Here is a 26,461-nt window from a genome sequence, read left to right as displayed (position 1 = left end):
ATGAGGAAGGGTGGTTTACATGCTGCACCGATGCGATGTCCCGAATGGGTTAGGCAACAGCGGAATCGAACCCGAGAACGCTGGACTGTATATCGATCGCGATGGCGATATCTGGGAGAAGCAGGACAACGGCTGGCGACTGCTGCTGCAGCGCGGCGTGGCGGTCGATCCCATGTCCCTCTGGGATTGGACCGAAGGGCACGTCCGCGACTACGCGCCGTTCGCGCCCGTTGCCGGAGTGAACTGACCCTGAACGTCCCGAGTGAACCGACTCTAAAGGTAGAGCTGCGCAACCAATCCGGCCAGCGCGCCGCCGACCAGTGGTCCCAGCACCGGAACCCAGGCGTAGGCCCAGTCGGCGTTCTTGTGCTGTGATCCGTGGTGTGCGGGCAGCTGTTCGGGGATGCGCTCCGCGGATCCGCCACCGAGATCGACCGGAATGCGTTCGGGCAGCACGTTCGCGGCCCGGCCGGTGGGTAGCAGCGCATAGGCGATGCGGGGTCCCAGGTCGCGTGCCGGGTTGATGGCGTACCCGGTCGGCCCGCCCAGTGAGGCGCCGATGCCGACGACCAGCAGCGCCGCGGCCAGCGGTCCCAATCCGCTCGGGGTGTGCCCGAAGGCCAGAATCACGAAGACCAGCGCGAACGTGGCGATCACCTCGGTGAGGAAATTCCACCGGTAGGAGCGGATCGCGGGCCCGGTGGCGAAGACCGCCAGCTTCTTGGCCTCATCGGTCTCCTCGTCGAAGTGCCGCTTGTAGGCCGCGAAGGCAGCGCATGCACCGAGGAAGGCGCCGAGCAGCTGTCCGGTGAGATAGGCGACGGTATTGGTGAAGTTCACCGGCACTCCGGGCGCGTACTCGTCGGCACCGGAGAACAGATTGCCGATGGTGACAGCCGGATTGAGATGCCCGCCGGTCTTGTAGGCGACGTAGACGCCGGCGAAAACGCCGAGCCCCCAGCCGAAGCTGATGAGCAGCCAGCCGCCGTCGAACCCCTTCGACTTTGCCAGCAATACATTGGCAACGACACCGGCGCCGAGCAGTATGAGCACACCGGTGCCCAGTGCCTCGCTGATGAAAATCGTGCTGAAGCCCATTGATGCGCCTCCCGGTCGGCGTCGCGAAAGTGCGGACGAAGGTGGGTCGAAGCTGAATCGGACCTTACGGTCTTTCGCTCAGCAAATCTTTAGACACACGCTACGGCGACCGGGACGCCCCGCACAAGCCGCTCATTCGCGGCCGAATCCGGCGGCGGGCACGCGGCAGCGCCACGCCGGAAATGCTTCCGGCGCGGCGCTATTCGGGACTGGAATCGGGTCCGGGACGAGTCAGCTGACCGCGAGCAGGCGGGCCGCATTGGCCGCCTCGTCATCATCGGCCGCATTGGCCGCCAGTTCGGCGTGCACGCGGTCGAAGTACTGGTTGATCTCGGCATTGGTCCGCTCGGCATCCCAGCCCAGATGCGGGGCGATGAGCCGCGCGATCTCGGGAGCCGCCCGCAAGCCGCGGTCCGGCACCTCGATGGAGATGCGGGTGCGGCGGGTCAGGACGTCGTCGAGGTGCAGCGCGCCCTCGTGGGTGACGGCGTACACGGCCTCGGCGGCAATGTAGTCCTCGGCGCCCGAAATCGGCTGGCGCAGTGCGGGAACCGCGGCGATCAGATCGAAAAGGCTCTCGGTGAGCGAACCGTACCGGCCGAGCAGGTGCTCGACGGTTTCGATCGGCAGCTCGGCGCGCAGTGCGACCGCTCGCACATCGTCGAGCATGTCCTGGTAGCCGACCGCGCCCAGCAGCGGCAGGCTCTCGGTCACCGACGACGGTGCGTCACTGCCCAGTCGCGCGGCGGCGGCATCGACCACATCGGCGGCCATCACCCGGTAGGTGGTGTACTTGCCGCCCGCGATGACGAACAGGCCGGGCGCAGGCTCGGCGACCGCGTGCTCGCGCGAGAGCTTCGAGGTCTCCTTCGAGGCGCCGGTCATGAGCGGCCGCAGTCCGGCGTAGGTGCCGACGATATCGGCACGCGTAATCGGTTCGCGCAGCAGCGAATTGATGTGGTCGAGAATGTACTGCACATCCGCGGCGCTGGCGGTCGGGTGGTTCTTGTCCAGCGACCACTCGGTATCGGTGGTGCCGATGATCCAGTGCTCGGCCCACGGAATCACGAACAGCACGGACTTCTCGGTGCGCATGATCAGTCCGGTGTTCATATTCAGCCGCTCGCGCGGCACCATGATGTGCACGCCCTTGGACATGCGCACGTGGAACGGGAATTCCACACCGGTCATCTTGATCATGTCATCGGTCCACACGCCGGTGGCGCTGATCACGGTGCGGGCCCGAATGGTGTGCTCCAGACCGGTTTCCAGGTCCAGAACCCGCGCGCCGACCACCTGCTCGCCGTCGCGCAGCAGCCCGGTCACCTTGGTCCGGGTGAGCACCGTCGCGCCGTGCTGGGCGGCGGTGCGGGCCAGCATCATGGTGTGGCGGGCGTCGTCGACCTGTGCGTCGTAGTAGCGGATGGCGCCGGTCATGGCGTCTTCCTTCAGCGCCGGAGCCAATTCCAGTGCGCTGGTACGGGTCAGGTGCCGGTGCATGGGCACCGCGCGGGCACCGCCGAGGGTGTCGTAGAGCGCCACGCCCGCGCCGATGTACGCGCGCTCCCAGACGCGATGCTGCAACGGGAACAGGAAGGACACCGGATGCACCAGGTGCGGGGCGATCTTGTTCAGTAGCAGCCCGCGTTCCTTCAAAGCCTCACGGACCAGGGCGAAGTCGAGCTGCTCCAGGTAGCGCAGGCCACCGTGGATGAGTTTGGAGGAACGGCTGGAGGTACCGGCCGCGAAGTCGCGGGCCTCGACCAGGGTGACGGACAGGCCGCGCGCGGCGGCATCGAGGGCGGCGCCGGCGCCGGTCACGCCGCCACCGATGACCAGGACGTCGATCTCGGTGTCGCCGAGTGCATCGATCGCCCGGGTGCGGTAGGCAGGATCCAATTGTGCGGACACGAAATGCTCCTTGTTATCGGTGCTCACTTCAAATGGCTCTCTTGAGTCATGGGGCGCGTCAGTCCTCGTCGTCATCGTCGATATCGACCCAGTCGAGGGTGCGCGAGACAGCCTTCAGCCAGCGGGCGTAGCCGCGTTGCCGCTGCTTTTCGCTCCAGGTGGGCTGCCAGTTCTTGTCCTCGTGCCAGTTGGCGACGAGTTCGTCTGTGTTGTTCCAGAATCCGGTGGCCAGACCGGCGGCATAGGCCGCGCCGAGTGCGGTGGTCTCCGGGACCATCGGCCGTGACACCGGGACGCCGAGGAAATCGGCCTGGATCTGCATGGCCAGTTCATTGGCGGTGACACCGCCGTCCACCCGCAGGGTCTCCAGCTTCACCCCGGAGTCCTGCTGCATGGCCTCGACCACATCGCGGGTCTGGTAGCAGATGGATTCCAGTGTGGCCCTGGCCAAGTGGGCATTATTGCTGTAGCGGGACAGGCCGAGCACGGCGCCGCGCGCATCGGGTCGCCAGTACGGCGCGAAGAGTCCCGAGAAGGCGGGCACGAAGTACACGCCCCCGGTATCGCTGACCTGACTGGCCAGCCGCTCGATTTGCGAAGCGCCGGAAATGATTCCGAGCTGATCGCGCAGCCACTGCACGGCCGATCCGGTGACGGCGATCGAACCCTCGAGCGCGTACACCGGCTTCTCGTCGCCGAACTGGTAGGCGACGGTGGTCAAGAGCCCGTGCTTGGAGTGCACAATCTCCGTACCGGTATTGAGCATCAGGAAATTCCCTGTGCCATAAGTGTTTTTGGCCTCACCCGGCCGGAAGCATACCTGCCCGACGGTGGCGGCCTGCTGATCGCCGAGCACACCGGTTATGCGCACGGAGCCCTTGAACGGGCCGTCCGGATTGGTGGTGCCGAACCCGTCCGGATTGGACGACGGCGCGATGGCGGGCAGCATGGCCCGCGGAATTCCGAAGACCGACAGCAATTCCTCGTCCCAGTCCAGGGTTTCGAGATCCATGAGCATGGTCCGCGAGGCATTGGTCGGATCGGTGATGTGCACGCCGTCGCGCGCGCCGCCGGTGAGATTCCAGATCAACCAGGAGTCCGGGGTGCCGAAGAGCGCATCGCCGTTCTCGGCGTCTTCCCTTACGCCGGGGACGTTTTCGAGAATCCACTTCAGCTTGCCGCCGGAGAAGTACGGTGCGGGCGGCAGTCCGGCCTTGCGCCGGATCAGCTCGCCGTGCCCGGCCTTGTTCAGGTCCGAGATGATGCGATCGGTACGGGTGTCCTGCCAGACGATGGCGTTGTAATAGGGGCGTCCGGTGCGCCGGTTCCACACGATGGTGGTCTCGCGCTGATTGGTGACGCCGACGGCGGTGAGATCACCCGCCGTGAGTTTGGCGCCCGCCAGCGCGCTCTTGATCACGGTCCGGGTGCGTTCCCAGATCTCGTCCGGATTGTGTTCCACCCAGCCGGCCTGCGGCATGATCTGCTCATGTTCGAGCTGATGGCGGGCAACCACATTGCCGTCGTGATCGAACACCATGAATCGCGTGGAGGTCGTGCCTTGGTCGATGGCTCCGACGTACTGCGTCATCGCGGTCCTTTCCGGATACTCGTCTTTGAGTCCGTTTGCGCTGGTGAGCACGGTCGCCGCCGGGCCCGACGTCAACGCTACGAACTGCGGGCGTTCCTTGACAGGTCAGCCGTTCGACAATGCCGAACGGTTTGCTGATAGGTTACGGACATGCCGGGTCCGATTCAGTCGATCGAGCGTGCGGCGGCCATGTTGCGCCTGCTCGCGCGCGGCTCCGGGCGGATGGGCGTGGGGGAGATCGCGGCGGCGCTGGGCCTGGCCAAACCGACCGCGCACGGCATTCTCAAGACCCTGCAGGGTGTGGGTTTCATCGATCAGGACCCGATCACCGGCAAGTACCAGTTGGGTTCGGCGCTGGGGTCATTGGGCGCGGGTTATATCGACACCAATGAACTGCGCTCCCGGGCCATCAACCGGGCCGACGCCCTCGCCGCGCGCAGCGGGGAATCGGTGCGCATCGCCGCACCGGTGCACGGCGCGGTGACGGTGATCCATCACGTCTTCCGGCCGGACAACACCGCACAGGCGCTGGACGTGGGAGAAGTATTGCCGCCGTACGCGACCGCGCTCGGCAAGGTGCTGCTCGCCTATGACGCCGAACTCGCGGCGACCGTCAAAGATGGCGACCTGCCCGCTCTCACGCACCGCACCATTGTCGACAAGGCCGCGCTCGGCCGGGCGCTGACCGAGGTCCGCCGCACCGGCTGGGCCGGTGAGATAGGGGAGTACCGCTCGGGCGAGGCCGGTATCGCCGCGCCGATTCGGGCCCGCGGCGGCCTGGTGGTGGGCGCGCTCGGCATTACCGGTCCGATCGAGCACCTCTGTGACGGCCAACTCCGCCTGCGCCCGGCGCTGGTCGGCCAGGTGCGCGATGCTGCACAGGCAGTGTCACGGGATCTCGGTGTGGCGCAATGACATCTCGGTGCTGCGCAATGAGATCTCGGTGCTGCGCAATGAGATCTCGGTGCTGCGCAATGACATTTCGGTGCCGCGCAATGACTCAGGACGGGAGCGGACGCGGATGACGCAACGGTATGTGCTTGCGATCGATCAGGGCACCACCTCCACCCGCTGCATCCTGTTCGATCAGCGCGCCCGCCTGGTCGGCGTCGCGCAGCGCGAACACCGTCAGCACTATCCGCACCCCGGCTGGGTGGAGCAGGACGCGCTGGAGATCTGGCGCACCGTGGAGAAGATCGTCCCTGCGGCACTGCGTGATTCGGCCATCACCGTCGATCAGGTGGCGGCGGTCGGCATTGCCAATCAGCGCGAGACCACCGTGGTGTGGGACCGCCGCACCGGCACCCCCATCGGCCGCGCCATCGTCTGGCAGGACGTGCGCACCGAGGAATTGGTCGAGCGGCTGCGGGAATCCCCGGGGGCGCAACGCATTCGGGAACTCTGCGGGCTCCCGCTGGCCACCTACTTCGCCGCGCCCCGGCTGCGCTGGCTGCTCGATTCCGTCCCCGGCCTGCGCGAGCGCGCCGAACGCGGCGACGTCCTGTTCGGCACCATGGAGACCTGGCTCATCTGGAATCTCACCGGCGGTGCGGATCACGGTGAGCACGTCACCGATGTGACCAATGCCGGTCGCACCCTGCTGATGAACCTCACCACCCTGGCCTGGGACGATGAACTGCTGCGCTTCTTCGGTATTCCGAACGCCATGCTCCCGCGCATCGAACCCTCGACCGGTGAATTCGGCGTCGCCCGCCGGGTGGTCCCCGGCGTGCGCATTGCCGCCGCTCTCGGCGACCAGCACGCCGCGTTGTTCGGCCAGACCTGCTTCGCGCCGGGTGAGACCGAATGTACCTATGGCACAGGCGGTTTCCTGCTGATGAACACCGGCCGGGAATTGATCCGCTCCCAGCACGGCCTGCTGACCACCATCGGCTACCAGGTGGGCCTCGATCCGGTCTACGCCCTCGAAGGGCCGATTGCCGTGACCGGCTCACTGGTGCAGTGGCTGCGCGACAATATCGGCCTGATCGCCAGTGCTCCGGAGATCGAAACCCTCGCGGGCACAGTCGAAGACAACGGCGGCTGCTACCTCGTCCCCGCCTTCTCCGGCCTGTACGCGCCACACTGGCGCAGTGATGCCCGGGGCCTGCTCATCGGCCTCACGTCATATATCACCAAGGGCCACATAGCCCGAGCCGTGCTGGAGGCCACCGCCTGGCAGACCCGCGATGTGCTCGAGGCCATGAACGCCGATGCCGGACTGCGCGCGGACGCCCTGCGCGTCGCCGGCGGTATGACCTCCGACAATCTGCTCATGCAGATCGTCGCCGATGTGCTCGATATTCCGGTCATGCGGCCGATCGTCGCCGAAACCGTCTCGCTCGGCGCGGCCTACGCCGCAGGCCTGGCGGTCGGATATTGGCCGGATCTCGAAGGCCTGCGCCATAACTGGCGGGTGGCGGCCCAGTGGGTGCCGCGCATGGATCCCACCCTGCGGGACGAGGAGTACGACAACTGGAAGCGTGCGGTGGAGCTTACCTTCGGTTGGCTGCGGCCAAAGCGGCCCTTGACCTAACGTGTGAGATATGCGGTTGTACGTGGGATGCGCAATGTGGACTCACCCGGAGTGGCAGGAGCGCCCATTGCCCCCGGCAAAACGCCTGCGCACCTACTCCTCCTGGTGCAATGCGGTGGAGGGCAATACGACCTTCTACGCCACACCGCAGCGCCGCACCGTGGAATCCTGGGCCCGCCAAACCGATCCGGACTTCCGCTTCGTAATGAAGTTGCCCCGCACCGTCACTCACGAGCGCCGTCTTGCCGGCATCGACAATGAGATGAACGCCTTCCTCGATGCCGTCGAACCGCTCGGCCGCCGCCTGCACGCCCTGTGGATTCAGCTCCCCGGCTCTTTCGCCGACCTCACCGCACTCGCGAATCTGCTGGAGGCACTGCCGCCGCACTATCGGGCGGCAGTCGAGGTGCGGCACCCGGCATTCTTCGAAAACCCCCGAGCCATAGCCCAACTGGAGGCCGTCCTGGAGAACGCGGGCGCCGAATGGATCCCCTTCGACACCACCGTCCTGTTCTCCGCTCCGGCCGCCAGCGCCGCCGAACACGAAGCCCGATCCAAGAAGCCCCGCCTCCCGCGTCGTCTCCGCGCCCTCACCGAATACCCGATCGTCCGCTACCACGGTCCCGACGACACCGGCCGCACCGTCGCGGGCTGGGCGCCCTGGGTGGAGCAGACCGTCGAATGGCTCCGAGAAGGCCGCTCTCCCACCGTCTTCATCCACACCCCCGACAATGCGGCAGCCCGCACCCTGGCCCGCCGCTTCCACGCCGAAGTCCGCACCCGGCTGCCCGAACTGGAGCCCCTCCCGGACCCCGTCCCCACCGACCCGATGACTTTGTTCTGACGAGTCGGCTGCGTCAGAGCGCGATCTGAACCAGAGTCGTGATCTCGGCCGCGCTCCGAAGGTCCTCGGCCTTCGGCCGCCCCCCGGCGTCCCGGCCCACGCCGTAGTACTTGGAGTCCGAGGGAGTGGCTTCCAGGAACGAGGTCAGGCTCGCCGTCACGATCGCGAGATCCTTTACCACCGTGGCTGTTCCGGACAACGTCTTACCGCCGATCAGCAGCTCCACCGGAGCCCCGCCCCGGAGATTGATCCACCACTTGCTGTCGGTATAGCAGCTGACGAGATCTCCCTCGCGGACGTATCTGACCACCGCGGTGTATTGCTTGCCGGTCTTGCGCCCGGTGAAGTTCAGCAGCATGGTGTTACGGCTCATCACCCGATGCAGAGGCGATCGCAATATGCGCTTGACCACCCAGTTCACGTAGCCCGGAACGGTAGGCGGTGTCGATGTCGTGGTCATTGGATCCCCCTGGATCGTGTGGCGGCACAGCCTTCGCGGCTACTGCACGATTCGAAGCTACCGAAATACGGGCGCGGGCGAATCCGGGAGAACCCTGAAACAGGAGCGCACCGCACCGGATCCAATTCCGCTGCGGTGCAGTCCTTCATACGCCTCAGCCGATCAGTGCACCGGCACGCTCGGCGCGTACCGCATCGCGGGCGAGCGATCGGTCGCGCTGTTCCTCGAACTTGCGCACGTCCTCGTGCAACGTGTCGACAAATGCTCCGAGCTCATTGCGCAGCTGATCGCCGCGCGGGCCGAAGTCATTGCGTTCGAAGATATTCCACTTCTTGAGCACGGGCAGCACCACTTCCTCCAAATGCTGCCGGAGATCGTAGATGCCGTGTTTGGCCATGAGCACGCCATTGCGCCGGAAGTTGGGCATCCCCGCCCCGGGCATCTGGAATTCCCGGATGATGTGCGTGATGGCTTCCATCGCCTGGTCCGGGGACAGGTCCAGCGCCGCCGCGCACATATTGCGATAGAAGATCATGTGCAGGTTCTCGTCCGCGGCGATGCGCTGCAACATCCTGTCCGCTATGGGGTCATTGCACACTTTGCCAGTATTGCGATGCGAAACGCGCGTCGCTAATTCCTGAAATGTGACATATGCGACAGAGAACATAAATCCGGCGGCAGAGGGGATCGCATTGGTGCCGATGCGCTTACGCGCGAGTTGAGTCGCGTTGTAGCCATTGGTCATATGGATCATGCGGGCCTGTTCCAAAGCCTCCGGATCGACGCCGCGGGTCACCACGAGGTAGTCCCGGAGCACGATGCCGTGCCGGTTCTCCTCGGCTGTCCAGCGACCCACCCAGGTGCCCCACGGACCGTCCTGGGAGAAGTTGTCGGAGATCTCCCGATGGTAGCTGGGGAGGTTGTCCTCGGTCAGCAGATTGGTGATCATTGCGGCCTTGGCGACCTCGCTGAGCTGGGACTGAGCGGGATCCCAGTCCGCACCGCCCATTGCTGCGAAGTTGCGACCCGCATCCCACGGCACGTAGTCGTGCGGATGCCAGGTTTTGGCCATGGATAGATGCCTATTAACATTCGCTTCGGCAATCGGCTCCAGCTCGATGAGCAACTCGAGCTGCGTCAGATTCCTGGCCACGATCGTGTGCCTCCCTCAAAATGGCTCGGCGCTGCGGAATGATGCAGTGGAAAGCGCTTGAGATCCGGCGATAGCCGCCGCGGGGAAGGAGCCGCCGGGAAGAGATCCGGGGCTGCCCGCGTGTCGCGCAACGAGACTGGTCGGCTTCGCCTCGGCTAATCTAGCCCAGTTCGCCGGATATTGGCTTGATCCCCGCCGAAGTGTTCGCCGGCGGGGTGCGTTCTCTAGTTGCATACCAGTCCTTGACAGCCCATGCGGATCGAATCTGGTTCGCCGGAGCATTGCTACGGAGAGTGAACGATCATGCAGACGAGCCACGCCTCCCCGGCCCAGCGCCGGAAGTTCCCGAATGTCGTTGTCACCGCACTGGCGGCGACCACCTCCATCGCAGGTGATGTCGATTCGACCTGGAAGGGACTACTCAACGGCGAGAGCGGAATCGACGTCCTAGAGGACAGTTTCCTCGACGATTTCGGTCTGCCGGTGCGTATCGGCGGGCATCTGAAGGTCTGCCCCACTTCCGTTCTCGAGCGTGAAGAGATTCGGCGGACATCGTACGTCGAGCAGATGGCGCTGGTGCTCGGGCGCGAGGTGTGGCGCAATGCCGGCAGTCCGGAGGTGGACGGCGATCGCCTCGGCGTCGCCATCGGCACCGGTCTGGGCGGCGCGGAAATGCTGATCATCGCGCGCGACAAACTCTCCAGTGGCGGCTACCGCAAGGTGTCTCCGCTGACCGTGCAGACCATCATGCCGAACGGGCCGGCGGCGGTCGTCGGAGTGGAGATGGGCGCGAGGGCCGGTGTGACAACGCCTGTTTCAGCTTGTTCGTCCGGTTCCGAGGCGATTGCCAATGCCTGGCAGCGGATCGTCATGGGCGATGCCGACATGATGATCACCGGCGGCGTGGAGGGTTCCATTCAGGCCCTGCCCATTGCCGGCTTCTCCATGATGCGTGCCATGAGCACGCGCAATCACGATCCCAAGGCGGCCTCCCGTCCGTTCGACAAGGACCGGGACGGTTTCGTTTTCGGTGAGGCGGGCGCGCTCATGGTCATCGAGACCGAGGAGCACGCGCTGGCGCGCGGCGCCACCATCCACGCCCGAATCATGGGCGCGGGCATCACATCCGACGGTTTCCACCTCGTCGCCCCCGATCCGGAGGGCACCGGCGCCGCCCGCGCGATGACGCGCGCGATGGAACATGCCGGAATCTCGAAATCCGATGTCTCCCATATCAATGCGCATGCCACCGCCACGCCGATCGGCGATGCGGCGGAGGCGAACGCGATCTATCAGGCCGTCGGAAACCATGCGGCGGTCTACGCTCCCAAGTCCGCACTGGGGCATTCCATCGGTGCGGTCGGCGCGCTCGAATCGGTACTCACCGTGATGAGCGTGCGTGACGGAATCATCCCGCCCACTCTTAATTTGGACAATCTGGACCCTACGATCGACCTCGATGTGGTGTGCGGGCAGGCGCGTAGCGGTAGCTACGAGTACGCGCTGAACAACTCGTTCGGGTTCGGTGGGCACAACGTTGCCTTGGCCTTTGGCCGGTACTGAGTGACGAGGATCATGTCACCTGCTAGTCTTCCCCAGCCCCAGCTACTTCTCGGGCTTCGGAGTCGATTCTTGTTCGGTGTCACTGCACAGTCATGGCTGTGAGTTGAAAAAGGATAGGGAATGATCGGCGAGACCTTTGATGACTATCTGGACGAGCACGGCAATATCAAGATCCCCAGCAACCAGACCATGATCGACCTGGTCGACAAACACTCTGCGGCGCAGGGGGATGAGCTCGCCTACCGTTATGTCGACTATTCGCGGGAACGCGATGGTGAGTACTTCGAGCTGACCTGGAACGAGTTCGGGGTCCGGCTGCGTGCGGTGGCCGCGAGGCTGCAGCAGGTCACGCAGCCTGGCGATCGCGTGGCTATCCTTGCGCCGCAAGGGCTCGACTACATCGTCGCCATGTACGCGGCGGTCTACGCAGGCGCGATCGCGGTCCCGCTCTTCGATCCGGACGAGCAGGGTCACTCCGACCGATTGCACGCGGTGCTCGACGATTGCAAACCCGCAGCCATCCTCACGGTCGGCCCGTCCGCACCCGGAGTGCGGGAGATCTTCCGGGGTCTGCCCGCGCCGAAGCGGCCGCGAATCATTGCGGTGGAAGCGATTCCGGACTCGGTGGGCGACACCTGGGTGCGCCCGGACATCAATATCGACAGCGTGGCCTATCTGCAGTACACCTCGGGTTCGACGCGTACGCCCGCGGGCGTGGAGATCACCCACCGGGCGGTCGGCACCAACCTGCTGCAGGTGATCAATACGATCGGTATCACCGAAAAAGCGCGTGGCGTCACCTGGCTACCGCTGTTCCACGATATGGGTCTGCTGACGGTCATCCTGCCGACCATCGGCGGCAAGTTCATCACCATCATGTCGCCCAGCGCCTTCGTGCGCCGGCCCTACCGCTGGATCAAGGAGCTGGCCGCACAGGCGGACGGCGCCGAGATCTTCGCTGCCGCACCGAATTTCGCTTTCGAGCATGCGGCGGCCCGCGGCCTCCCCAAGGCGGGGGAGGAGCTCGACCTGTCCAATGTGATCGGCCTGATCAACGGCAGTGAGCCGGTGTCGGTGACGTCGATGAAGAAGTTCAACGACGCCTTCGAGCCCTACGGTCTGCCGAAGACGGCGATCAAGCCCTGCTACGGCATGGCGGAGGCGACGCTGTTCGTCTCGGCCACCCGGCGCGAGGACGCGGCCCGCGTGGTCTATGTCGACCGCAATGAACTCAATGCCGGTCGCATGACCGAGGTGAACCCGGATGCGGATAATGCTGTGTCCCAGGTGTCCTGCGGTTATGTGGCGCTCTCGCAGTGGGCGGTGATCGTCGATCCGGAGACCAATGCCGAGAAGCCCGACGGGCAGGTCGGCGAGATCTGGCTGCACGGCAAGAATATGGGCATCGGTTACTGGGGCCGCCCCGAGGAATCCGAGGCGACCTTCCGCAATCGGCTTGTCACCCGGCAGTCGCCGGGCAGCCATGCCGAGGGCGCGGCGGACGACGCGGATTGGATGCGCACCGGAGACTTCGGCGCGTACCTGGGCGGCGAGCTCTACATCACCGGCCGCGTCAAGGATTTGGTGATCGTGGACGGGCGCAATCACTATCCGCAGGATCTGGAGTTCTCCGCACAGGAGTCCAGCACCGCGCTGCGCCCGGGTTTTGTTGCGGCCTTCTCGGTTTCGGCGAATCAGCTGCCCGTCGATGTGATCAGCCAGAACGGTTCGGCGCTCGCGCCGGATCCCGGCAATACCGCGGAGCAATTGGTGATAGTGGCCGAACGCGGCACGGGCGCAGCGAAACTCGATCCGGTGCCGATCGCCGAATCGGTGCGCGTCGCCATTGCCAAGCGGCACGGCGTGACGGTTCGCGACCTGCTGCTGGTTCCCGCGGGTTCGATTCCGCGGACCTCCAGCGGGAAGATCGCCCGCCGCGCCTGTAAGACGGCATATGTGGAGGGCACGCTGCGCGGTGGTTACCGGCAGCAGGCGTTCCCGGATGTAGCTGAATAAAGTACTTCTGATCTACGGCCCGCGTGCGTGCACGCGGGCCGATTTCTTTTCCGATTCCTTTGCGAGGTGCATCAAGGGGGCCTGACAGCCGGGTGCATAATCGGTGGAGAGTCAGACCGGTCCGTACACTTTCTCGCCGTGTGGACTTCTGCCCGATTCGGGTTATTTCTTGTGACAACCACGGCCGTGCTGACACTGTCCGGAACGCCGGTATCCGGGGCGGCGGACGTGCCGTCGGCCTTCTGTGGAACCGACCTGTCCGCCGATGAGCTGGCGACCATCGCCGAGCTCTCCGATACCTCCGATCTGACCGGTGATGCCCTGCAGCGGTTGGATACCGCGGTGGCTCGCAATCACCGGATCACCGAAATCCTGGTGGCGCACCGGGATCGCCGGGCGCTGTTCGGCATCGGGCTGGACGGGGTCGAACAGGCGGCGGTCATGCCGCTGCAGCACGATCCGGCGGCCTTCCAGAACACCGATTACGCCCATGCCATCAGCCTCGAGCTACTGAGCCGCTATCTGAACAATCTGCATGCCGAATTCACCGGAGGCACAGTCGAACCGCACTGGGCGCGGTACTTCGCCCAGGCGGCGCAGTGTGAGCTGTCGGGCGCGCGGGTGGCCATGACGGGCTACGACGCGCACCTCGTGGTCGATCTCGCGTATTCGATCGCCGCGGTCGGCTCGAAGCCGGAGAACGCTGCCGACTACTTCAAGATCGTGGCGTCCATCGCGGGCGCCGGTGATGTCATCATCGACCGCACCAAGCAGGTGTACAACGCCGATCTCGGCCCGCTGTGGCGGTTCTACTTCTTCGGTGAGGGCCTGGACCTGCTGGTAGGCAAGGGTGTGGCGACCAAGCCGCTGCTGGTGGCCGCCGACCTCGGGGCGAATGTGGTCATCTTCGGAAACGGCCTGGCACTGGAGGATCCGGCGCTGCACGATGCGACGGCGGTGGAGGTCCGCGCGCTGTCGGATGCCGCCGATGCGGCCTTCCAGGTGCTCGCCGACGTGCACGCCCTCTGAACCGATACCCGGAGCTAGCCGGCGGCCGTATCGGTCCGCCGCCGGCGCCCCGAGGCTTTCGCCCAGTACATGGAGTAGTCCGCCGCCTGCAGCAGGTCGTCGGCGGTGGTGTGCGCCGCGTACTCCTCGGCAATGCCCACGCTGGCGGTCACCGTCAGCCGATGCCCCTGCACTTCGAAGGGCAGCGCGAAGGCGTGCCGCACACAGCGCGCTACCTCGTCCACCTCGGCGGTGGAATTCGGTACCAGAATGACGAATTCGTCGCCGCCCATGCGGGCCACCAGCTGCCCGAAGCCGGAGGCGCAGTCATCGAGCCGGGCGGCCGCCTGCACCAGCAGTTCATCGCCGACCGCATGGCCGAAGGTGTCGTTCACGGCCTTGAAATGGTCGAGATCGACGTAGCAGAGCCCCACCCGGCTGTCCGGATCGGTGAAGGCGGCGGTGAGCGCGTCGAAGAAGCGGGAGCGATTGGCCAGCCCGGTCAGCTGATCGTGATGGGCCCGATAGTGCAGGCGCTCGCGCAGGGCTCGCCGCTCGGAGATGTCCTCCACCAGAATGAGCGTGTACCGGGGCACGCCGCGCTCGTCCCGAATGAGCGAGACATTGATATTCGTCCACACCGTGCGCCCGTCCCGATGCGGATAGGCCTTCTCCATCTGCGCATTGTCGACATCGCCGCGCAGCACCGAGGCGTACAGCGGCCACATGCCCGGATCATCCTCGGGATGGCCGAGTTCGGTCACCTCGAGGGCGCTCATCTCCTCCGGCGTATAGCCGAGCATGGTGGCGAAGGCATTGTTGACCTCGATGATCCGCCCGGTCATATCGGAGAGTCCGGTGCCGATCCCGGCCTGCGCGAAGACCGCCCGGAAGCGCGCCTCGCTGGCGCGCAACTGCTCCTGCACCCGAATCCGGGCCGTGATCTCCGCGACGCGCACACTCTCCTGTTCGGTGAGCAGCCAGCTCCGGAAGGCGCGCACATAGCCGGTGGTGAAGGCCCCCAGCAACTCTGCGGCACGCGCGCCGGAAATGTCCTGCTCCCGAGCGAAGTACGCGTTGAGGACCGAGACGCTGCGGCCGAGCACCTCATCGCCGACGAAGTGCGCCCGCGCCAGTTGTGCCCCGAGTTCGGCAACCTGTTCGGCGGATTCTCCGGAGCGGGCGGCGGCCTGCAGGCGCGCGGCCAGTCCGGCGATCAGATCGAAGGCCTCGTCCCGGCTCATGGGCACGACGTGATCGCGGGCTCCGCTGTCGAGCGCGGCTACCCACTGGTCGACCAAGTCGGCGTGCGGGCCACCCTGCTCCGGCCCACCCCCGGAATCCGACGCCATGAGGGTCGATGGTAGACCCGCCGGTCGGTGCCCGCGAACCCCGCCCCAGCTGGCCATAGTGGGATACCATTGCGGCGCTTGAGGATTGGCAGTGTGGGTTCGAGAGGGGTAGTGGGATCGAATGACCAGACCGAGTTGGGCTCCCGAGGGTATCGATCTGGATCGCCCGAGCGCCTCCCGCGTGTACGACTATTTCGTCGGCGGCATGCACAATTTCGAGATCGATCGTGAACTCGCGCAGATGATCGAGAAGTTCACCCCCAATGTCGCGGAGACCATGCGCGCGAACCGGGATCTGCTGCGCCGCGCGGTGCGCTTCCTGACCGATGCGGGCATCGACCAGTTCCTCGATCTGGGCTCGGGCATCCCCACCGTCGGCAATGTGCACGAGGTCGCGCAGGCCCGAAACCCCGAAGCGCGAGTCGTTTACGTCGATATCGACCCGGTGGCCGTGGCGCACAGCCAGGCGATCCTGGAGGGCAATCCGCTCGCGGCCGTCATCCACGGTGATGTGGCACAACCGGATTCGATCCTGGCCGCGCCGGAAGTGACCAAGCTGCTGGACTTCGATCGACCGATCGCCGTATTGCTGCTCGGTGTACTGCATTTCGTGCCGGACGAAAGTGCGCCCGCCGCGGCCGTCGCACGCCTGCTCGAGGTTTGCGCGCCCGGCAGCTACGTCGCCATCACGCACGCCACCTCCGACGGTCAGCCGGCGGAAGTGCTGGAGGCGCAGAAGCTTTCGGGCCGCACCTCCACCGAGATCGTGCTGCGCGGCAAGGACGAGATCGCGACCTACTTCTACGACTGGACGCTGCTCGAGCCGGGCCTGGTGCACCTGCCGCTGTGGCGCCCGGAGGATCCCGCCGATGTCGGCGAGCATCCGGAGAGCTCCGGCGCGTACGGCGGGCTCGCCCGCAAGGACTGAACTCGCCGGACACGGCCGTTGGACTGGTAAATGATTCACCTGCGGTGTGCACGGCGGGTGGAGCCGCCGCCGCTACGCCCGGCTTGAATCCTTCTCGCGCACATGCGCTGCGAGCGCGGGCAGTACCTCGCCCAGTTGGTCGCGTACCTCCGCATCCTCGACCAGCCCGTCCGGCCCGAGTTGCTCCCGCAGCACGGTGATTCGGCCGCAGGCGGATTCGACGATATCGGCGCTCACGTATCCGAGGACCGTGCGCAGTGTCTCGACGGCCGCATCGCCGCGTCCGGGGAAGGCGACATTGATCCATGCGACCGGTTTGTCCACCAGATCGCCGGTGCCGACGGTCCATTCCAGGAGGTTCTTGAGGCTGCCCGGGATCATGCCCGCGTATTCGGGGGCGCTGATGAGGACGGCGTCGGCCGCGCCGATTCGCTTGCGCAGTGCTTCGACGGCGGCGGGTGCGGCCTCGTCTCCCGGAATGAACGCGGGCAGGCCGACCAGCCCGTCGTACAGCGTCGCTTCGATATCGGCCGGGGCGAGCGCTGCCACGGTGCGGAGTGCGGCGGTATTGGTGGAACTGTCCCGGGTGCTGCCCGAGATCAGCAGAATGCGCAGCGGAGTGGTCACGTAGCGGCCAACAGGCGCGGGCGGCTCGGTATTTCGCACACCGTTATTCAGCTCGCCGTTCGGTCTCGGCCGCAGTGAGCTGTCCCACCGAGTGGGAGCGGTTGCATCACGGCCTGTCACTTTCTCTCATTTTCGGTATCGTGGCGGGAATGGCGCGCTGTCCGGGACAGTTGTTAACAAGTGGATTCGATTGCGCGACAACTGCATAGAGAGTGTTTGGCGCGAGAAGGGCAGACAAAGATGACTGCATTCACCAACCGCTTCGACGAGGCGGCGGTCGGTAGCGGCAGGTCCACGGCGACAACAGCCGGACCTGTCCCGGGTCGGCTGCTGTCGGCGGAGCCCATGACCGCGCATCTGCTGCCCGGCCTGCGACTTCCCGCCCGCGCGTGGCGCATCAGATATACCTCTGCCGATGCTTCCGGTGCGCCGATACAGGTCACCGGCACCGTGCTGGTGCCGCGCGAGCCGTGGCGCGGCGAAGGTTCGCGGCCGCTGATCGGTTACGCCGTGGGCACCCAGGGGCTGGCCGATAAGGTCGCCGCCGCCTCCTGGCAGCTGCGCGTCGGCCTCGAATACGAATCGGTCTTCATCACCGCCGCCCTGCGCCGCGGCTGGGCTCTCGCCATCACCGACTATCCGGGATTGGGCAATCCCGGCACGCACCCGTACGTCATGGGCCGCGCACTGGGACCGTCGGTGCTCGACAGCATGCGCGCCGCGCGCCGCCTGACCGCCGCGGGACTGGACCCGAACGGCCCGCTCGGCATCTACGGCTATTCCGAAGGCGGTTGCGCCGCAGGCTGGGCGCTGCAATTGCAGCCCGGCTACGCACCCGATCTGCCGCTGGCCGGCGGCGTGGTCGGCTCGGCCCCCGCCGATCTGGAAGACATGATCGCCTTCCTCGACGGCAGTCCCTACGCATTCCTGCTGTTCTACGGCGTGCTCGGTCTGGATGCCGCCTACCCGGAACTCGATGTGCTGCAGTACCTCAAGCCGCAGGGCCGCGCGCTGGCGGCGATCTTCCGCCGGACGCACGCGATTCCCGCCGCGCTGGTGGGCATCGGCCTGGGCGCCTTCGTGCCCAAGCGGGTCTCCACCTACTGCCACCGCATGCCGTTCGAGGTGCCGGAAGTCCGAGTGCGCCTGCGCGAGAACAAGCTCGGTTCACTCGCCCCCGCCGCCCCGGTGCTGGTCGCGGGCGGTACCGCCGAGCAGATCATTCCGTATCCGCAGGCCGTGCGGCTCGCGCAGGACTGGAAGGCCCTCGGCGTGGACGTCACCATGCTGTCCATGCCGCGCCGCGAACACATCACCGGCGCACTGTCTTTCGCGGGCCCGGCCATGCGCTTTCTGGCCGAGCGTTTCGAGGACGTCCAGTCGATGCAGATGCAGCGCGGAGCCTGATCAGACTCCGACGTTCCCATGCGGGACGCGAGAGGTGAACAACACCAAACCCAGCGAGACCACCGCTACTGTCACCAGCCCGATCACGGCGACCACCAGCGGTCGCCAGCCGGTGCGGGCCGGCTCGCGGATATTGGTGTTCAGCCCCACGCCTGCGAAGGTGAGCAGGAACGCCCAGCGTGACAGGTTGCCCAGATTTGTGACCTGCGCTTTGTTCGGCCAGTGCGCGGTCGCGAGCGCCGAGACCACCGAGACGTCACAGTTCGCGGTGCCGATCGCCAGCAGCGATCCGAGCTTGCCCGAGAGTCCGAGCAGCCGGGCCACGCTCAGAATGACGGCCCCGGACACCGTCATATCGACCAGGATCTGAATGATGCTGGTACCACCCAGCTTTGCCGCATCCCCGAGCACGAAGTGCGATCCGTTGGGCGGGGCGTCGAATACGGCGAGCACTGTCGCCGTACCCGCCACGATCACGGACCGCCAGTCGGCACCGAGCCGGCCGAGGGCATCGGGCCATGATTTGGTATTCGTCACCACTGCCTTCAAACAGAAATACACCGCGGTACCGCCTCATCAGTGCCACAGATTTGCACTATGAGGGCGGTCACAGCTGTGAGCCAGGTTTGACATCGCTGTGATTCCCGATGCGGGTATTCCGGTGCCGACCGGCTATGGCCGAAACTGTCGATTTCATGGCCGTCGTTCGTTGTCGGAGGTGTTACCGCAGGTCGTAGCGTTTGCCGCATGTGTTTCGACTACGACGTCATTGTCATCGGCTCGGGCTTCGGCGGGAGTGTGAGCGCCCTGCGGCTGACCGAAAAGGGATACCGGGTGGGCGTGCTGGAGGCAGGACGCCGCTTCGCCGATGACGAGTTCGCCAAGACCTCCTGGCGGGCCCGGCAGTTCCTGTGGGCTCCGGCCCTGGGCTGCTTCGGAATTCAGCGCCTGACGCTGTTGAAGGACACCTTCGTCATGAGCGGCGCCGGGGTGGGCGGCGGATCGCTGGTGTACGCCAACACCCTGTACGAGCCGCCGGAGAAGTTCTACGGTGACCGCCAGTGGGGGCACATCACCGACTGGAAGGCCGAACTCGCTCCGCACTACGACCAGGCCAAACGCATGCTGGGCGTGACGGTCAACCCGGCCACCACGCCCACCGACCGCGTACTGCTCGAGGTCGCCGAGGAGCTGGGCATTGCCGGCACCTATCAGCGCACGCCCGTCGGCGTCTTCTTCGGTGGACCCGGGCGCCGCCCGGGTGAGGACGTCCCCGATCCGTTCTTCGGCGGTGCCGGGCCCGCCCGTCGCACCTGCACCCACTGCGGTGAATGTATGACCGGCTGCCGCCACAATGCCAAGAACACCTTGGTCAAGAACTATCTGTATCTCGCCGAAAAGGCCGGTGCCGCAGTACATCCGCTGACCACCGTCACCGATGTCCGCCCGCTGTCCGGCGGCGGCTACACCGTCGAAACGGTCCGCACCGGCCGCTGGATTCGCAAGCAGCGCCGCGAATTCACCGCCGAGCAGGTGATTTTCGCGGCTGCCTCGCTCGGCACCCAGCGGCTGCTGCACCGCCTCCGCGACGGCGGTTCGCTGCCGAATGTCTCCGAGCGCCTCGGCTACCTCTCCCGCACCAATTCCGAAGAGCTGCTGTCGATCCGCAGTCGCGAGAAGGGCAGCGACTTCACCAGGGGTGTGGCGATCACGTCCTCGATCCACCCCGATCCCGATACCCATATCGAGCCGGTCCGCTACGGCAAGGGCAGCAATGTCCTCGCGCTCATGACCACGGCCATGGTCAGCGGCGAACCGCCGCGCGGCCGGGCCTGGTTGCGCGAGCTGGTGCGCAATCGCCGGGATCTGCTGAAGATGCACAATCCGCGGCGCTGGTCCGAGGAGATGATCGGCCTGCTGGTCATGCAATCGGTCGACAACTCGATCACGACCGTCACCAAGAAGGGCCTGTTCGGCCGCCGCATGACCACCAAACAGGGTGAGGGCGAACCGAATCCGACCTGGATTCCGTCCGGCCACGAGGTCGGCCGCCGCGTCGCCGCCAAGATCAACGGCTTCCCCACCGGGTCGGCCAGCAGCAGTATCTTCAACATTCCCATGACCGGCCACTTCCTGGGCGGCTGTGCCATCGGCGATTCACCCGAGACCGGTGTGGTCGATGCCTACCACCGGCTCTACGGGTATCCGGGGCTGCACGTCATCGACGGCTCCACCGTTTCCGCGAATCTCGGCGTGAACCCCTCGCTCACCATCACCGCCCAGGCCGAACGGGCAGTCTCGCTCTGGCCGAACAAGGGTGATGCCGATCAGCGCCCCGATCCGAGCGCCGCGTATCGACGTCTCGCCCCGATCCCGCCCCGAAACCCGGTCGTGCCCGCCAGTGCCCCTGCGGCCCTGCGACTTTCGCTGACCGTTATCGAATCTCAGAAAAACTGTTGACGCGACACCCACCCCTACTGCTAGTCTCTCCAAGTCCGTGACACACGCAAGGAGGTGAGACCCATGAACGCAGTAGTGATGGGGTGCTCCCTCTTCCGTTCACGGACGGTCGGCTGACATTGGTGTAGCCGGGAGCGCCAGTAGGCAATCCCGAAAGGCAATACCATGAACCTCAACAGCATTCACTTCACCGCGCAGACGTCCTCCGATGGCGTTCTGGAGCGATCCTTCACACTCGGTGACATCACCGGTGTGCTCTTTTCCCCCGAATCCGGTCCCGCCGAGGGTGCGCCGCTGCTTCTGAGCGGGCACAGCGGCGGCATGCACAAGCGGGCGCCGGGCCTGGTGGCCAGTGCCAAGCACAAGGTGACCAATTCCGGCTACACCGTCGTCGCCATCGACGCACCGGGGCACGGCGACCGTCCGCGAAATGCGCGAGACCAGGAGTGGGTCGATGCACTCCACGAGGCCAGGCGGACCGGTGAGTCGATGGATCAGATCATCACCGACTACAACATCTCCCTCGCCGAGCGGGCGGTGCCGGAGTGGCAGGCGACCATCGATGCTCTGCAAGCCCTGCCCGAAATCGGTCCCGACGTGGCGATCGGTTACGGCGGAACCACATTGGGCGTCGCGATCGGATTGCCGCTGACCCTGGCCGAGCCGCGGATCAAGGCGGCGGCGTTCGGTCCGGTCTTCGCCTATGAGGCGCTGATCGAGGCTGCCCGGCAACTCACCATCCCGGTCGAGTTCACGATCGCATGGGACGACTCGGAAATCGGCCGGCAGCCCGGCCTGGCACTGTTCGACGCCTGTGCTTCCGAGGAGAAGGCGCTGCACGTCTATCCGGGCAGGCATCAGCGGATGGCCCCGTACATGGCCGCCAACCACGATCGGTTCTTCAGCACCTATCTGGACTGGGCCGGCGTACCGGCGATCTGAGCCCGAAGGTTTCGGCGTCCGGTTTCGAACCGGGCGCCGAAATCTCTGAAAGCGACTGTCGAGCAGTCGATTCGAATATCAGAGCTGCTGGAGCCGGACCTTGGCGTCGGCGTACTCGGTGACCAGGCGGTCCACCAGCCCGGCGGTCGTGGTCACCGCGGCGGTGGTGGCGATGCCCTGGCCGGAGCCCCAGATGTCGCGCCACGGCTTGGCTTCGGTGGTCTGCGAGTCGTCGGTGCCGAAGTTCATGGCGGACGGGTCGCGGTCGCCGAGGTTGTCCGGGTCGAGGCCGACCGCGGTGATGCTGGGGCGCAGGTAGTTTCCGTGCACGCCGGTGAAGCGGCTGGAGTAGACGATATCGGCGGCGGTGGAGTCCACGATCATCTGCTTGTAATCCGTTGCGGCATTGGCCTCTTCGGTGGCGATGAAGGCCGAGCCGATATAGGCCAGGTCCGCGCCGGCGGCCTGGGCGGCGAGCACCGAGCGGCCGTGGCCGATGGCGCCCGAGAGCAGCAGCGGACCGTCGAACCAGGCGCGGATCTCCTGAATCAGGGCGAAGGGGGATTGGGCTCCGGCATGGCCGCCCGCACCGGCGGCCACCGCGATGAGCCCGTCCGCGCCGCGCTCGACGGCCTTGTGCGCGAACACATTATTGATGACATCGTGCAGCACGATGCCGCCGTAGGAGTGCACCGCCGCATTGACATCGGCGCGTGCGCCGAGCGAGGTGATGACGATCGGCACCTGGAATTCGACGATCGTGGCCAGATCCTCCTCGAGCCGGTCATTGCTCTTGTGCACGATCAGGTTCACCGCAAACGGCGCCGAGGGCTGCTCCGGATTCTCGGCATCGTGCTTGGCGAGCTCCTCGTTGATGCGCACCAGCCATTCGCGGAACTGCGACTGCGGCCGCGCGTTCAGCGAGGGGAACGAGCCGACGACTCCGGCCCGAGACTGCGCGATGACCAGCTCCGGGCCGGAGACGAGGAACATCGGTGAGGCGACCGCCGGCAGGCGTAGTCGTTCGGACAAGATGGGCGGCAGGCTCATGGTGCGCGGTTCCTTCGGTGAGTCGTGAACGTAGCGAAGCTTATGCCGCCCGGGGATTCGCAGCGTCAGGCCGCATGGCCGATGTAGTTCACGGAACCGCCGATCGCCCCGTCATCCTCGGGTCCGATCAGGGTCGCTATGAAGGCATGCTGGGCGCGAAGACCGGCACGGGCCTGCCGGTTGCGCCAGCCCGGGACGAGGATGCCCACGCCGGAACGGACCACATTGACCGGGAACTTGGCCACCGGATACCAGGGCGGCATATAGCTGGGCAGTCCGAGTTGGCGCATCCGGCCGCGGCCCAGAAAGGCCGTGCTGATCGAGAGGTGCTGGGCCCAGGCAATCCGGCGGCGCAGCGATGTGAGATTCGAGTAATACCAGGTCAAGGGGTCTTCAGCCATGGGCCGTGCCAGCTGCATACTGGTCTCGTCCGGAGCGGTGAGGACGGTCAGATAGTGGAAGAGCTGCTTGGTGGCGTCCACGAATCCTGTTGGCAGGTAGCGTTCCTCGATGCCCATGACCCAGCCGACATAGCGGGTGAGGTGCACGATGGCGTCCAGTTCCCTCGGGGTGAAGACATTGCCCATCATCATGCCGGTGAGCGCGGGCGCGTAGAGCGCACCCAGCATGGTGACCGCCATATCCGTCTGATTGACCGGCACTCCCCAATCCTCGGCGCTCCACTCCGGCAGATTCGCGACATGCCGGCGCACGAACGTATGGATCAGCCGCACATGCAGGGTGGAGCGGAAACCTTTGCCGCCGGGCCGCATTCCGCCGTCCGAGATGACGTCGAGCGCCCACTTCATGGTTTCGGCGAAGCGCCGGCCGCCGCCGGTCGCGCCGCTCTTACCGGTATTGGTCAGCAGCAGGGTGCGATTGATGCCGGAGGCCACGAACCCGCCGAGGAACGGAACGTCGCGCGCCACGTAGATGCCATCGATCCCGGCGGCCTGAAAGATGCGTTCCCCGAGCTCGATTCGCTTCCAGTCCACCCACGCGGGCGGGTTCTCCACCTGGGTGAAGAAGGCCCGCAAGGGTTCCGGCGCATCCGGAACGCTGTCGATGCCGTGTTCCAGCGCTTGATCGAACAGTGGCCGCACCTTTCCCATCCCCGCGGCATACATCCACTCCACCAGTTCGTCCATGGGCCGATCCCCGATGGTCAGGGCCTCCCCGATGGCCGCCCATTCCGCATCGTCGGGCGGCTTCATTCGCATCACTCTGGCTATCGGTCCGAGCACCGGTACCTCGGCCGGGGCGTCGGGATGCCGAGTCGGAATGGTCGACGGTCGAGTGCGCGTCATCGGGCAGCTCCTTCGTAGTTCTGGTGAAAGTCCTCACCAGATATCTGGCAACAGTCTTCACCAGATTTTTGCTCGTGACAAGATTTAGGAGAAAATCTCTCATGCACTCCCTCTGTGTCAGTTTTGTATGGATGCCCGGTAGCAAACGCGCCGGTGAAGGCCGTCGGCAGAAATGTGGTGATAGTCTTCACCAAACTGGGCCGGCAATGACGAGGTAGCGACGTGGAGACATCCCGAGGCCGGTACGCCGGACTCAGCGCCGAGGAGCGGCAGCGGCAGCGCCGCCGCAAGCTGGTCGAGGCCGCCGCGGAGGTCATCGGCGAGCAGGGTCTGGCCGGGCTCAAGGTGCGCGCGCTGAGCGCCCGCGCGGGGCTGAACGACCGCTACTTCTACGAGAGCTATGCCGATACCGATCAATTGCTCTTCGAAATCCTCGACGAACAACTCGCGCAGGTGATGGCCGAACTGGTGGCGCTGCTGGCCACCACGCCGTCCGATACCCGGGTACGGCTGCGTGCGGTGGTCGAGGCCGGCGTGACCTCGGTCGCCGATAATCCGCTGCGCCGCCGGCTGTTCATCGAGCTCCAGTCGCTCGACGAATTACGCCGCCGCAGAGGCGAATTCGTCAGTCTGGTCGCCGGCATCATGCTCGATCAGGCGCGCGAACTGCTCGGAGAATCGGCCGCCGAGGGCATTCACGCCGAACTCGCCGCCCGCACTGTCTCACACGGTGGCGTGGAACTGCTCACCGAATGGCTGCGCGGCGACCTCGATATCGAGCGCGGCGTGCTCATCGACTTCCTGGTCGCCATGATCCTGACCTCTTCCGAGATCACCACCACCGTGCGCCGCGAGATGGCCGGTTCCGGTGACGGCTCCCTGAACTGACCCTGGACGAATCGGGCCCGGCGTCTCAGGATGAGACCGGAGTGTCGCCGAGTCCGAGGAGTTGATGTGGCCGACCGGCAGGTGGATTGGCTGGCGGGCGGGGTGCGCCGATCGATCGCGAGCGAGCGGATCGTGGGTACCGCGGCGGAGTTGTTCCTGGCGCGCGGGTTCGACCAGGTCGGGATGGATGATGTGGCGGCGGCGGCCGGTTGCTCGCGGGCCACGCTCTACCGGCATTTCCGGGGTAAGCCCGCGCTCATCGATGCCGTCCTGGCGCGCTCCGCGGTCGCCGTCGCGCAGCGGGTCTCGGCGGCCGTATCGCGCTACGACGGCTCGCGGCGCATTGTCGAGGCCACGCTCGCCTCGGTCACCGCCGTGCGATCGGACCCCGCCCTCGCGCGCTGGTTCGCCGACCGGTCCGGCGGCAGCAATGAAGTCTTCGCCTCCTCGGCGGAATTGGGCCGGATCGCGACCATGCTGACCGGCATCACGCCCGATGATGAAGCGGCGCAATGGATTGTGCGGGTGGTGCTGTCACTGCTGTGCTGGCCGCTGCCCGATGCCGCGAGCGAGCGGCGCATGGTGGAGCGGTTCGTGAGCTAGCCGTGCGGTTGATCCGACAGCTCCGCGAGTCCGGGCAGCGCGGTCAGCGGCTCGTCGGGATCGAGGACCAGCCCGCGTGATTCGGCGGTGGAAGACAGTGCGCCCCAGGCGAACGCGGTCAATTGTTCGGCCAGTTCCTTACCGCTGATCACCGGTTCGTTGAGCCAGCGCAGGACGCCGAGTCCGATCGCGCCCAGCAGCGCGTCCACCGCGAACTGGGTGTGCTCGCCGTCCGCGCCGCGCAGCCGCAGGATGCCGGAGAAGAAGTCGGCGACCGAATCCGACAGCGGGCGGCCGTCCTCGAGCAGCTGGGTCGCGCCGTAGGCGGCGACCACGTGGGAGCTCACAATGAAGCGAAAGAGGTTGGGGCGCTCGGAGACCAGGTCGATATAGGCGGCCAGCGCGGTGCCGATGGCCTCCCGCGCCGAGGCGGCCGGATCGAAGAGCGGCGTCACGCGTTCGACGATGAGCTGCTGCACGCGGCCGCTGACCGCGGCCAGCAGTTCGACCTTGTCGCCGAAGAAGCGGTACAGCTTGGGGCGCGGTATCCCCGCGGTTTTCACAACGTCGTCGATGGACAGATCGGGCCCGTGCGCATCGATGGCGCGAATGGTGGCCTCGATGAGCTCGGCGCGCACCAGAGCGCGATGCGAATGCCAGCGGTCGTGCCTGGCATCACCCTTCAGGTTCGCGGGCGGGTGGGAGGCCATGTCGCAG

The 26,461-nt window shown here is 66.0% G+C and carries 23 protein-coding genes and 1 pseudogene; 13 read left to right on the top strand and 11 right to left on the bottom strand.

Going from position 1 to position 26,461, the window contains the following annotated elements; translation table 11 throughout:
• The first annotated feature begins 19 nt into the window (after positions 1–19).
• Positions 20–247 (top strand): hypothetical protein, encoded by a 228-nt coding sequence (locus OG716_RS25235; RefSeq protein WP_355122685.1) that lies wholly within the window; start codon positions 20–22, stop codon positions 245–247.
• A gap of 26 nt (positions 248–273) precedes the next feature.
• Here OG716_RS25235 and OG716_RS25230 read toward each other — a convergent pair whose 3' ends face one another.
• From OG716_RS25230 to glpK (OG716_RS25220), 3 genes are all read right to left on the bottom strand, one after another.
• Entirely contained in the window at positions 274–1,098 is an 825-nt protein-coding gene (locus OG716_RS25230) for an MIP/aquaporin family protein (protein ID WP_405133219.1), read from the bottom strand.
• A gap of 231 nt (positions 1,099–1,329) precedes the next feature.
• The gene (gene glpD, locus OG716_RS25225) at positions 1,330–3,009 is read right to left on the bottom strand and encodes a glycerol-3-phosphate dehydrogenase (protein WP_405133218.1); all 1,680 of its coding nucleotides are present in this window, start codon (positions 3,007–3,009) and stop codon (positions 1,330–1,332) included.
• A gap of 58 nt (positions 3,010–3,067) precedes the next feature.
• Entirely contained in the window at positions 3,068–4,600 is a 1,533-nt protein-coding gene (gene glpK / locus OG716_RS25220) for a glycerol kinase GlpK (protein WP_405133217.1), read from the bottom strand.
• A gap of 150 nt (positions 4,601–4,750) precedes the next feature.
• Between glpK (OG716_RS25220) and OG716_RS25215 the strand changes: the two genes are divergently transcribed.
• From OG716_RS25215 to OG716_RS25205, 3 genes are all read left to right on the top strand, one after another.
• Positions 4,751–5,515: an IclR family transcriptional regulator gene (locus OG716_RS25215; protein WP_405133216.1), complete on the top strand. Its 765-nt coding sequence runs from the start codon at positions 4,751–4,753 to the stop codon at positions 5,513–5,515.
• Between the two features lie 106 nt (positions 5,516–5,621).
• Positions 5,622–7,136: a glycerol kinase GlpK gene (glpK, locus tag OG716_RS25210; protein WP_405139895.1), complete on the top strand. Its 1,515-nt coding sequence runs from the start codon at positions 5,622–5,624 to the stop codon at positions 7,134–7,136.
• A gap of 10 nt (positions 7,137–7,146) precedes the next feature.
• Positions 7,147–7,980, top strand: a complete 834-nt coding sequence (locus tag OG716_RS25205; RefSeq protein WP_405133215.1) for a DUF72 domain-containing protein — start codon at positions 7,147–7,149, stop codon at positions 7,978–7,980.
• A gap of 13 nt (positions 7,981–7,993) precedes the next feature.
• Here the strand turns inward: OG716_RS25205 and OG716_RS25200 are convergent, their stop codons facing one another.
• Together OG716_RS25200 and OG716_RS25195 are read right to left on the bottom strand one after the other, a co-directional pair.
• Positions 7,994–8,440, bottom strand: coding sequence for a nitroreductase/quinone reductase family protein (locus OG716_RS25200; protein WP_405133214.1), 447 nt, complete (start codon positions 8,438–8,440; stop codon positions 7,994–7,996).
• 154 nt (positions 8,441–8,594) lie between these two features.
• Entirely contained in the window at positions 8,595–9,593 is a 999-nt protein-coding gene (locus OG716_RS25195) for an acyl-ACP desaturase (RefSeq protein ID WP_405133213.1), read from the bottom strand.
• Positions 9,594–9,896: 303 nt separating this feature from the next.
• Here OG716_RS25195 and OG716_RS25190 point away from each other — a divergent pair, with 303 nt between their 5' ends.
• The 3 genes from OG716_RS25190 to OG716_RS25180 all read left to right on the top strand — a co-directional run bounded on the left by OG716_RS25190 (position 9,897) and on the right by OG716_RS25180 (position 14,201).
• Positions 9,897–11,156: a KasA/KasB family beta-ketoacyl-ACP synthase gene (locus OG716_RS25190; RefSeq protein WP_405133212.1), complete on the top strand. Its 1,260-nt coding sequence runs from the start codon at positions 9,897–9,899 to the stop codon at positions 11,154–11,156.
• A 123-nt stretch (positions 11,157–11,279) separates the two neighbouring features.
• The gene (gene fadD32 / locus OG716_RS25185; RefSeq protein WP_405139893.1) at positions 11,280–13,172 is read left to right on the top strand and encodes a long-chain-fatty-acid--AMP ligase FadD32; all 1,893 of its coding nucleotides are present in this window, start codon (positions 11,280–11,282) and stop codon (positions 13,170–13,172) included.
• A 171-nt stretch (positions 13,173–13,343) separates the two neighbouring features.
• Positions 13,344–14,201 carry a DUF5995 family protein gene (locus OG716_RS25180; protein ID WP_405133211.1) on the top strand — a complete coding sequence of 286 codons (858 nt, stop codon included), beginning with the start codon at positions 13,344–13,346 and terminating at the stop codon, positions 14,199–14,201.
• 14 nt (positions 14,202–14,215) lie between these two features.
• On the opposite strand, the gene OG716_RS25175 is transcribed toward OG716_RS25180, so the two are convergent.
• The gene (locus OG716_RS25175) at positions 14,216–15,532 is read right to left on the bottom strand and encodes a diguanylate cyclase domain-containing protein (RefSeq protein ID WP_405133210.1); all 1,317 of its coding nucleotides are present in this window, start codon (positions 15,530–15,532) and stop codon (positions 14,216–14,218) included.
• 121 nt (positions 15,533–15,653) lie between these two features.
• On the opposite strand from OG716_RS25175, the gene OG716_RS25170 reads away from it, so the two are divergent.
• A complete protein-coding gene (locus tag OG716_RS25170) occupies positions 15,654–16,460 on the top strand; it encodes an SAM-dependent methyltransferase (protein WP_405133209.1) in 807 nt (268 codons plus the stop codon).
• 72 nt (positions 16,461–16,532) lie between these two features.
• On the opposite strand, the gene OG716_RS25165 is transcribed toward OG716_RS25170, so the two are convergent.
• Positions 16,533–17,126, bottom strand: coding sequence for an NADPH-dependent FMN reductase (locus tag OG716_RS25165; protein WP_405133208.1), 594 nt, complete (start codon positions 17,124–17,126; stop codon positions 16,533–16,535).
• A 201-nt stretch (positions 17,127–17,327) separates the two neighbouring features.
• Between OG716_RS25165 and OG716_RS25160 the strand changes: the two genes are divergently transcribed.
• The gene (locus tag OG716_RS25160; RefSeq protein ID WP_405133207.1) at positions 17,328–18,494 is read left to right on the top strand and encodes a lipase family protein; all 1,167 of its coding nucleotides are present in this window, start codon (positions 17,328–17,330) and stop codon (positions 18,492–18,494) included.
• Here the strand turns inward: OG716_RS25160 and OG716_RS25155 are convergent.
• Positions 18,495–18,917 (bottom strand): annotated as a pseudogene (locus OG716_RS25155) (putative sulfate exporter family transporter); the annotation flags it as partial.
• A gap of 324 nt (positions 18,918–19,241) precedes the next feature.
• Here OG716_RS25155 and OG716_RS25150 point away from each other — a divergent pair.
• Both OG716_RS25150 and OG716_RS25145 read left to right on the top strand, forming a co-directional pair.
• The gene (locus OG716_RS25150; protein WP_405133206.1) at positions 19,242–20,954 is read left to right on the top strand and encodes a GMC oxidoreductase; all 1,713 of its coding nucleotides are present in this window, start codon (positions 19,242–19,244) and stop codon (positions 20,952–20,954) included.
• Positions 20,955–21,134: 180 nt separating this feature from the next.
• On the top strand, positions 21,135–21,896 hold the full coding sequence (locus OG716_RS25145) for an alpha/beta fold hydrolase (protein ID WP_405139891.1): 762 nt from the start codon (positions 21,135–21,137) through the stop codon (positions 21,894–21,896).
• 78 nt (positions 21,897–21,974) lie between these two features.
• Here OG716_RS25145 and OG716_RS25140 read toward each other — a convergent pair whose 3' ends face one another.
• Both OG716_RS25140 and OG716_RS25135 read right to left on the bottom strand, forming a co-directional pair.
• Complete coding sequence (locus OG716_RS25140; RefSeq protein ID WP_405133205.1) at positions 21,975–22,946, bottom strand: NAD(P)H-dependent flavin oxidoreductase; 972 nt, start codon at positions 22,944–22,946, stop codon at positions 21,975–21,977.
• Positions 22,947–23,011: 65 nt separating this feature from the next.
• The gene (locus OG716_RS25135; protein WP_405133204.1) at positions 23,012–24,253 is read right to left on the bottom strand and encodes an oxygenase MpaB family protein; all 1,242 of its coding nucleotides are present in this window, start codon (positions 24,251–24,253) and stop codon (positions 23,012–23,014) included.
• Positions 24,254–24,475: 222 nt separating this feature from the next.
• On the opposite strand from OG716_RS25135, the gene OG716_RS25130 reads away from it, so the two are divergent.
• Together OG716_RS25130 and OG716_RS25125 are read left to right on the top strand one after the other, a co-directional pair.
• Positions 24,476–25,141 (top strand): TetR/AcrR family transcriptional regulator, encoded by a 666-nt coding sequence (locus tag OG716_RS25130; RefSeq protein ID WP_405133203.1) that lies wholly within the window; start codon positions 24,476–24,478, stop codon positions 25,139–25,141.
• 66 nt (positions 25,142–25,207) lie between these two features.
• Positions 25,208–25,744: a TetR/AcrR family transcriptional regulator gene (locus OG716_RS25125; protein WP_405133202.1), complete on the top strand. Its 537-nt coding sequence runs from the start codon at positions 25,208–25,210 to the stop codon at positions 25,742–25,744.
• Here OG716_RS25125 and OG716_RS25120 read toward each other — a convergent pair.
• Complete coding sequence (locus tag OG716_RS25120; RefSeq protein ID WP_355122722.1) at positions 25,741–26,454, bottom strand: TetR/AcrR family transcriptional regulator; 714 nt, start codon at positions 26,452–26,454, stop codon at positions 25,741–25,743. The genes OG716_RS25125 and OG716_RS25120 overlap by 4 nt on opposite strands.
• Positions 26,455–26,461 lie beyond the last annotated feature (7 nt).

Origin of the sequence: Nocardia sp. NBC_01388, assembly GCF_045040085.1 — a bacterium.
In the GTDB taxonomy this organism is placed as follows: Bacteria; Actinomycetota; Actinomycetes; order Mycobacteriales; family Mycobacteriaceae; genus Nocardia.
Note: the sequence above shows the minus strand (reverse complement) of the source record. Positions and strands in the feature narration are given on the sequence as shown.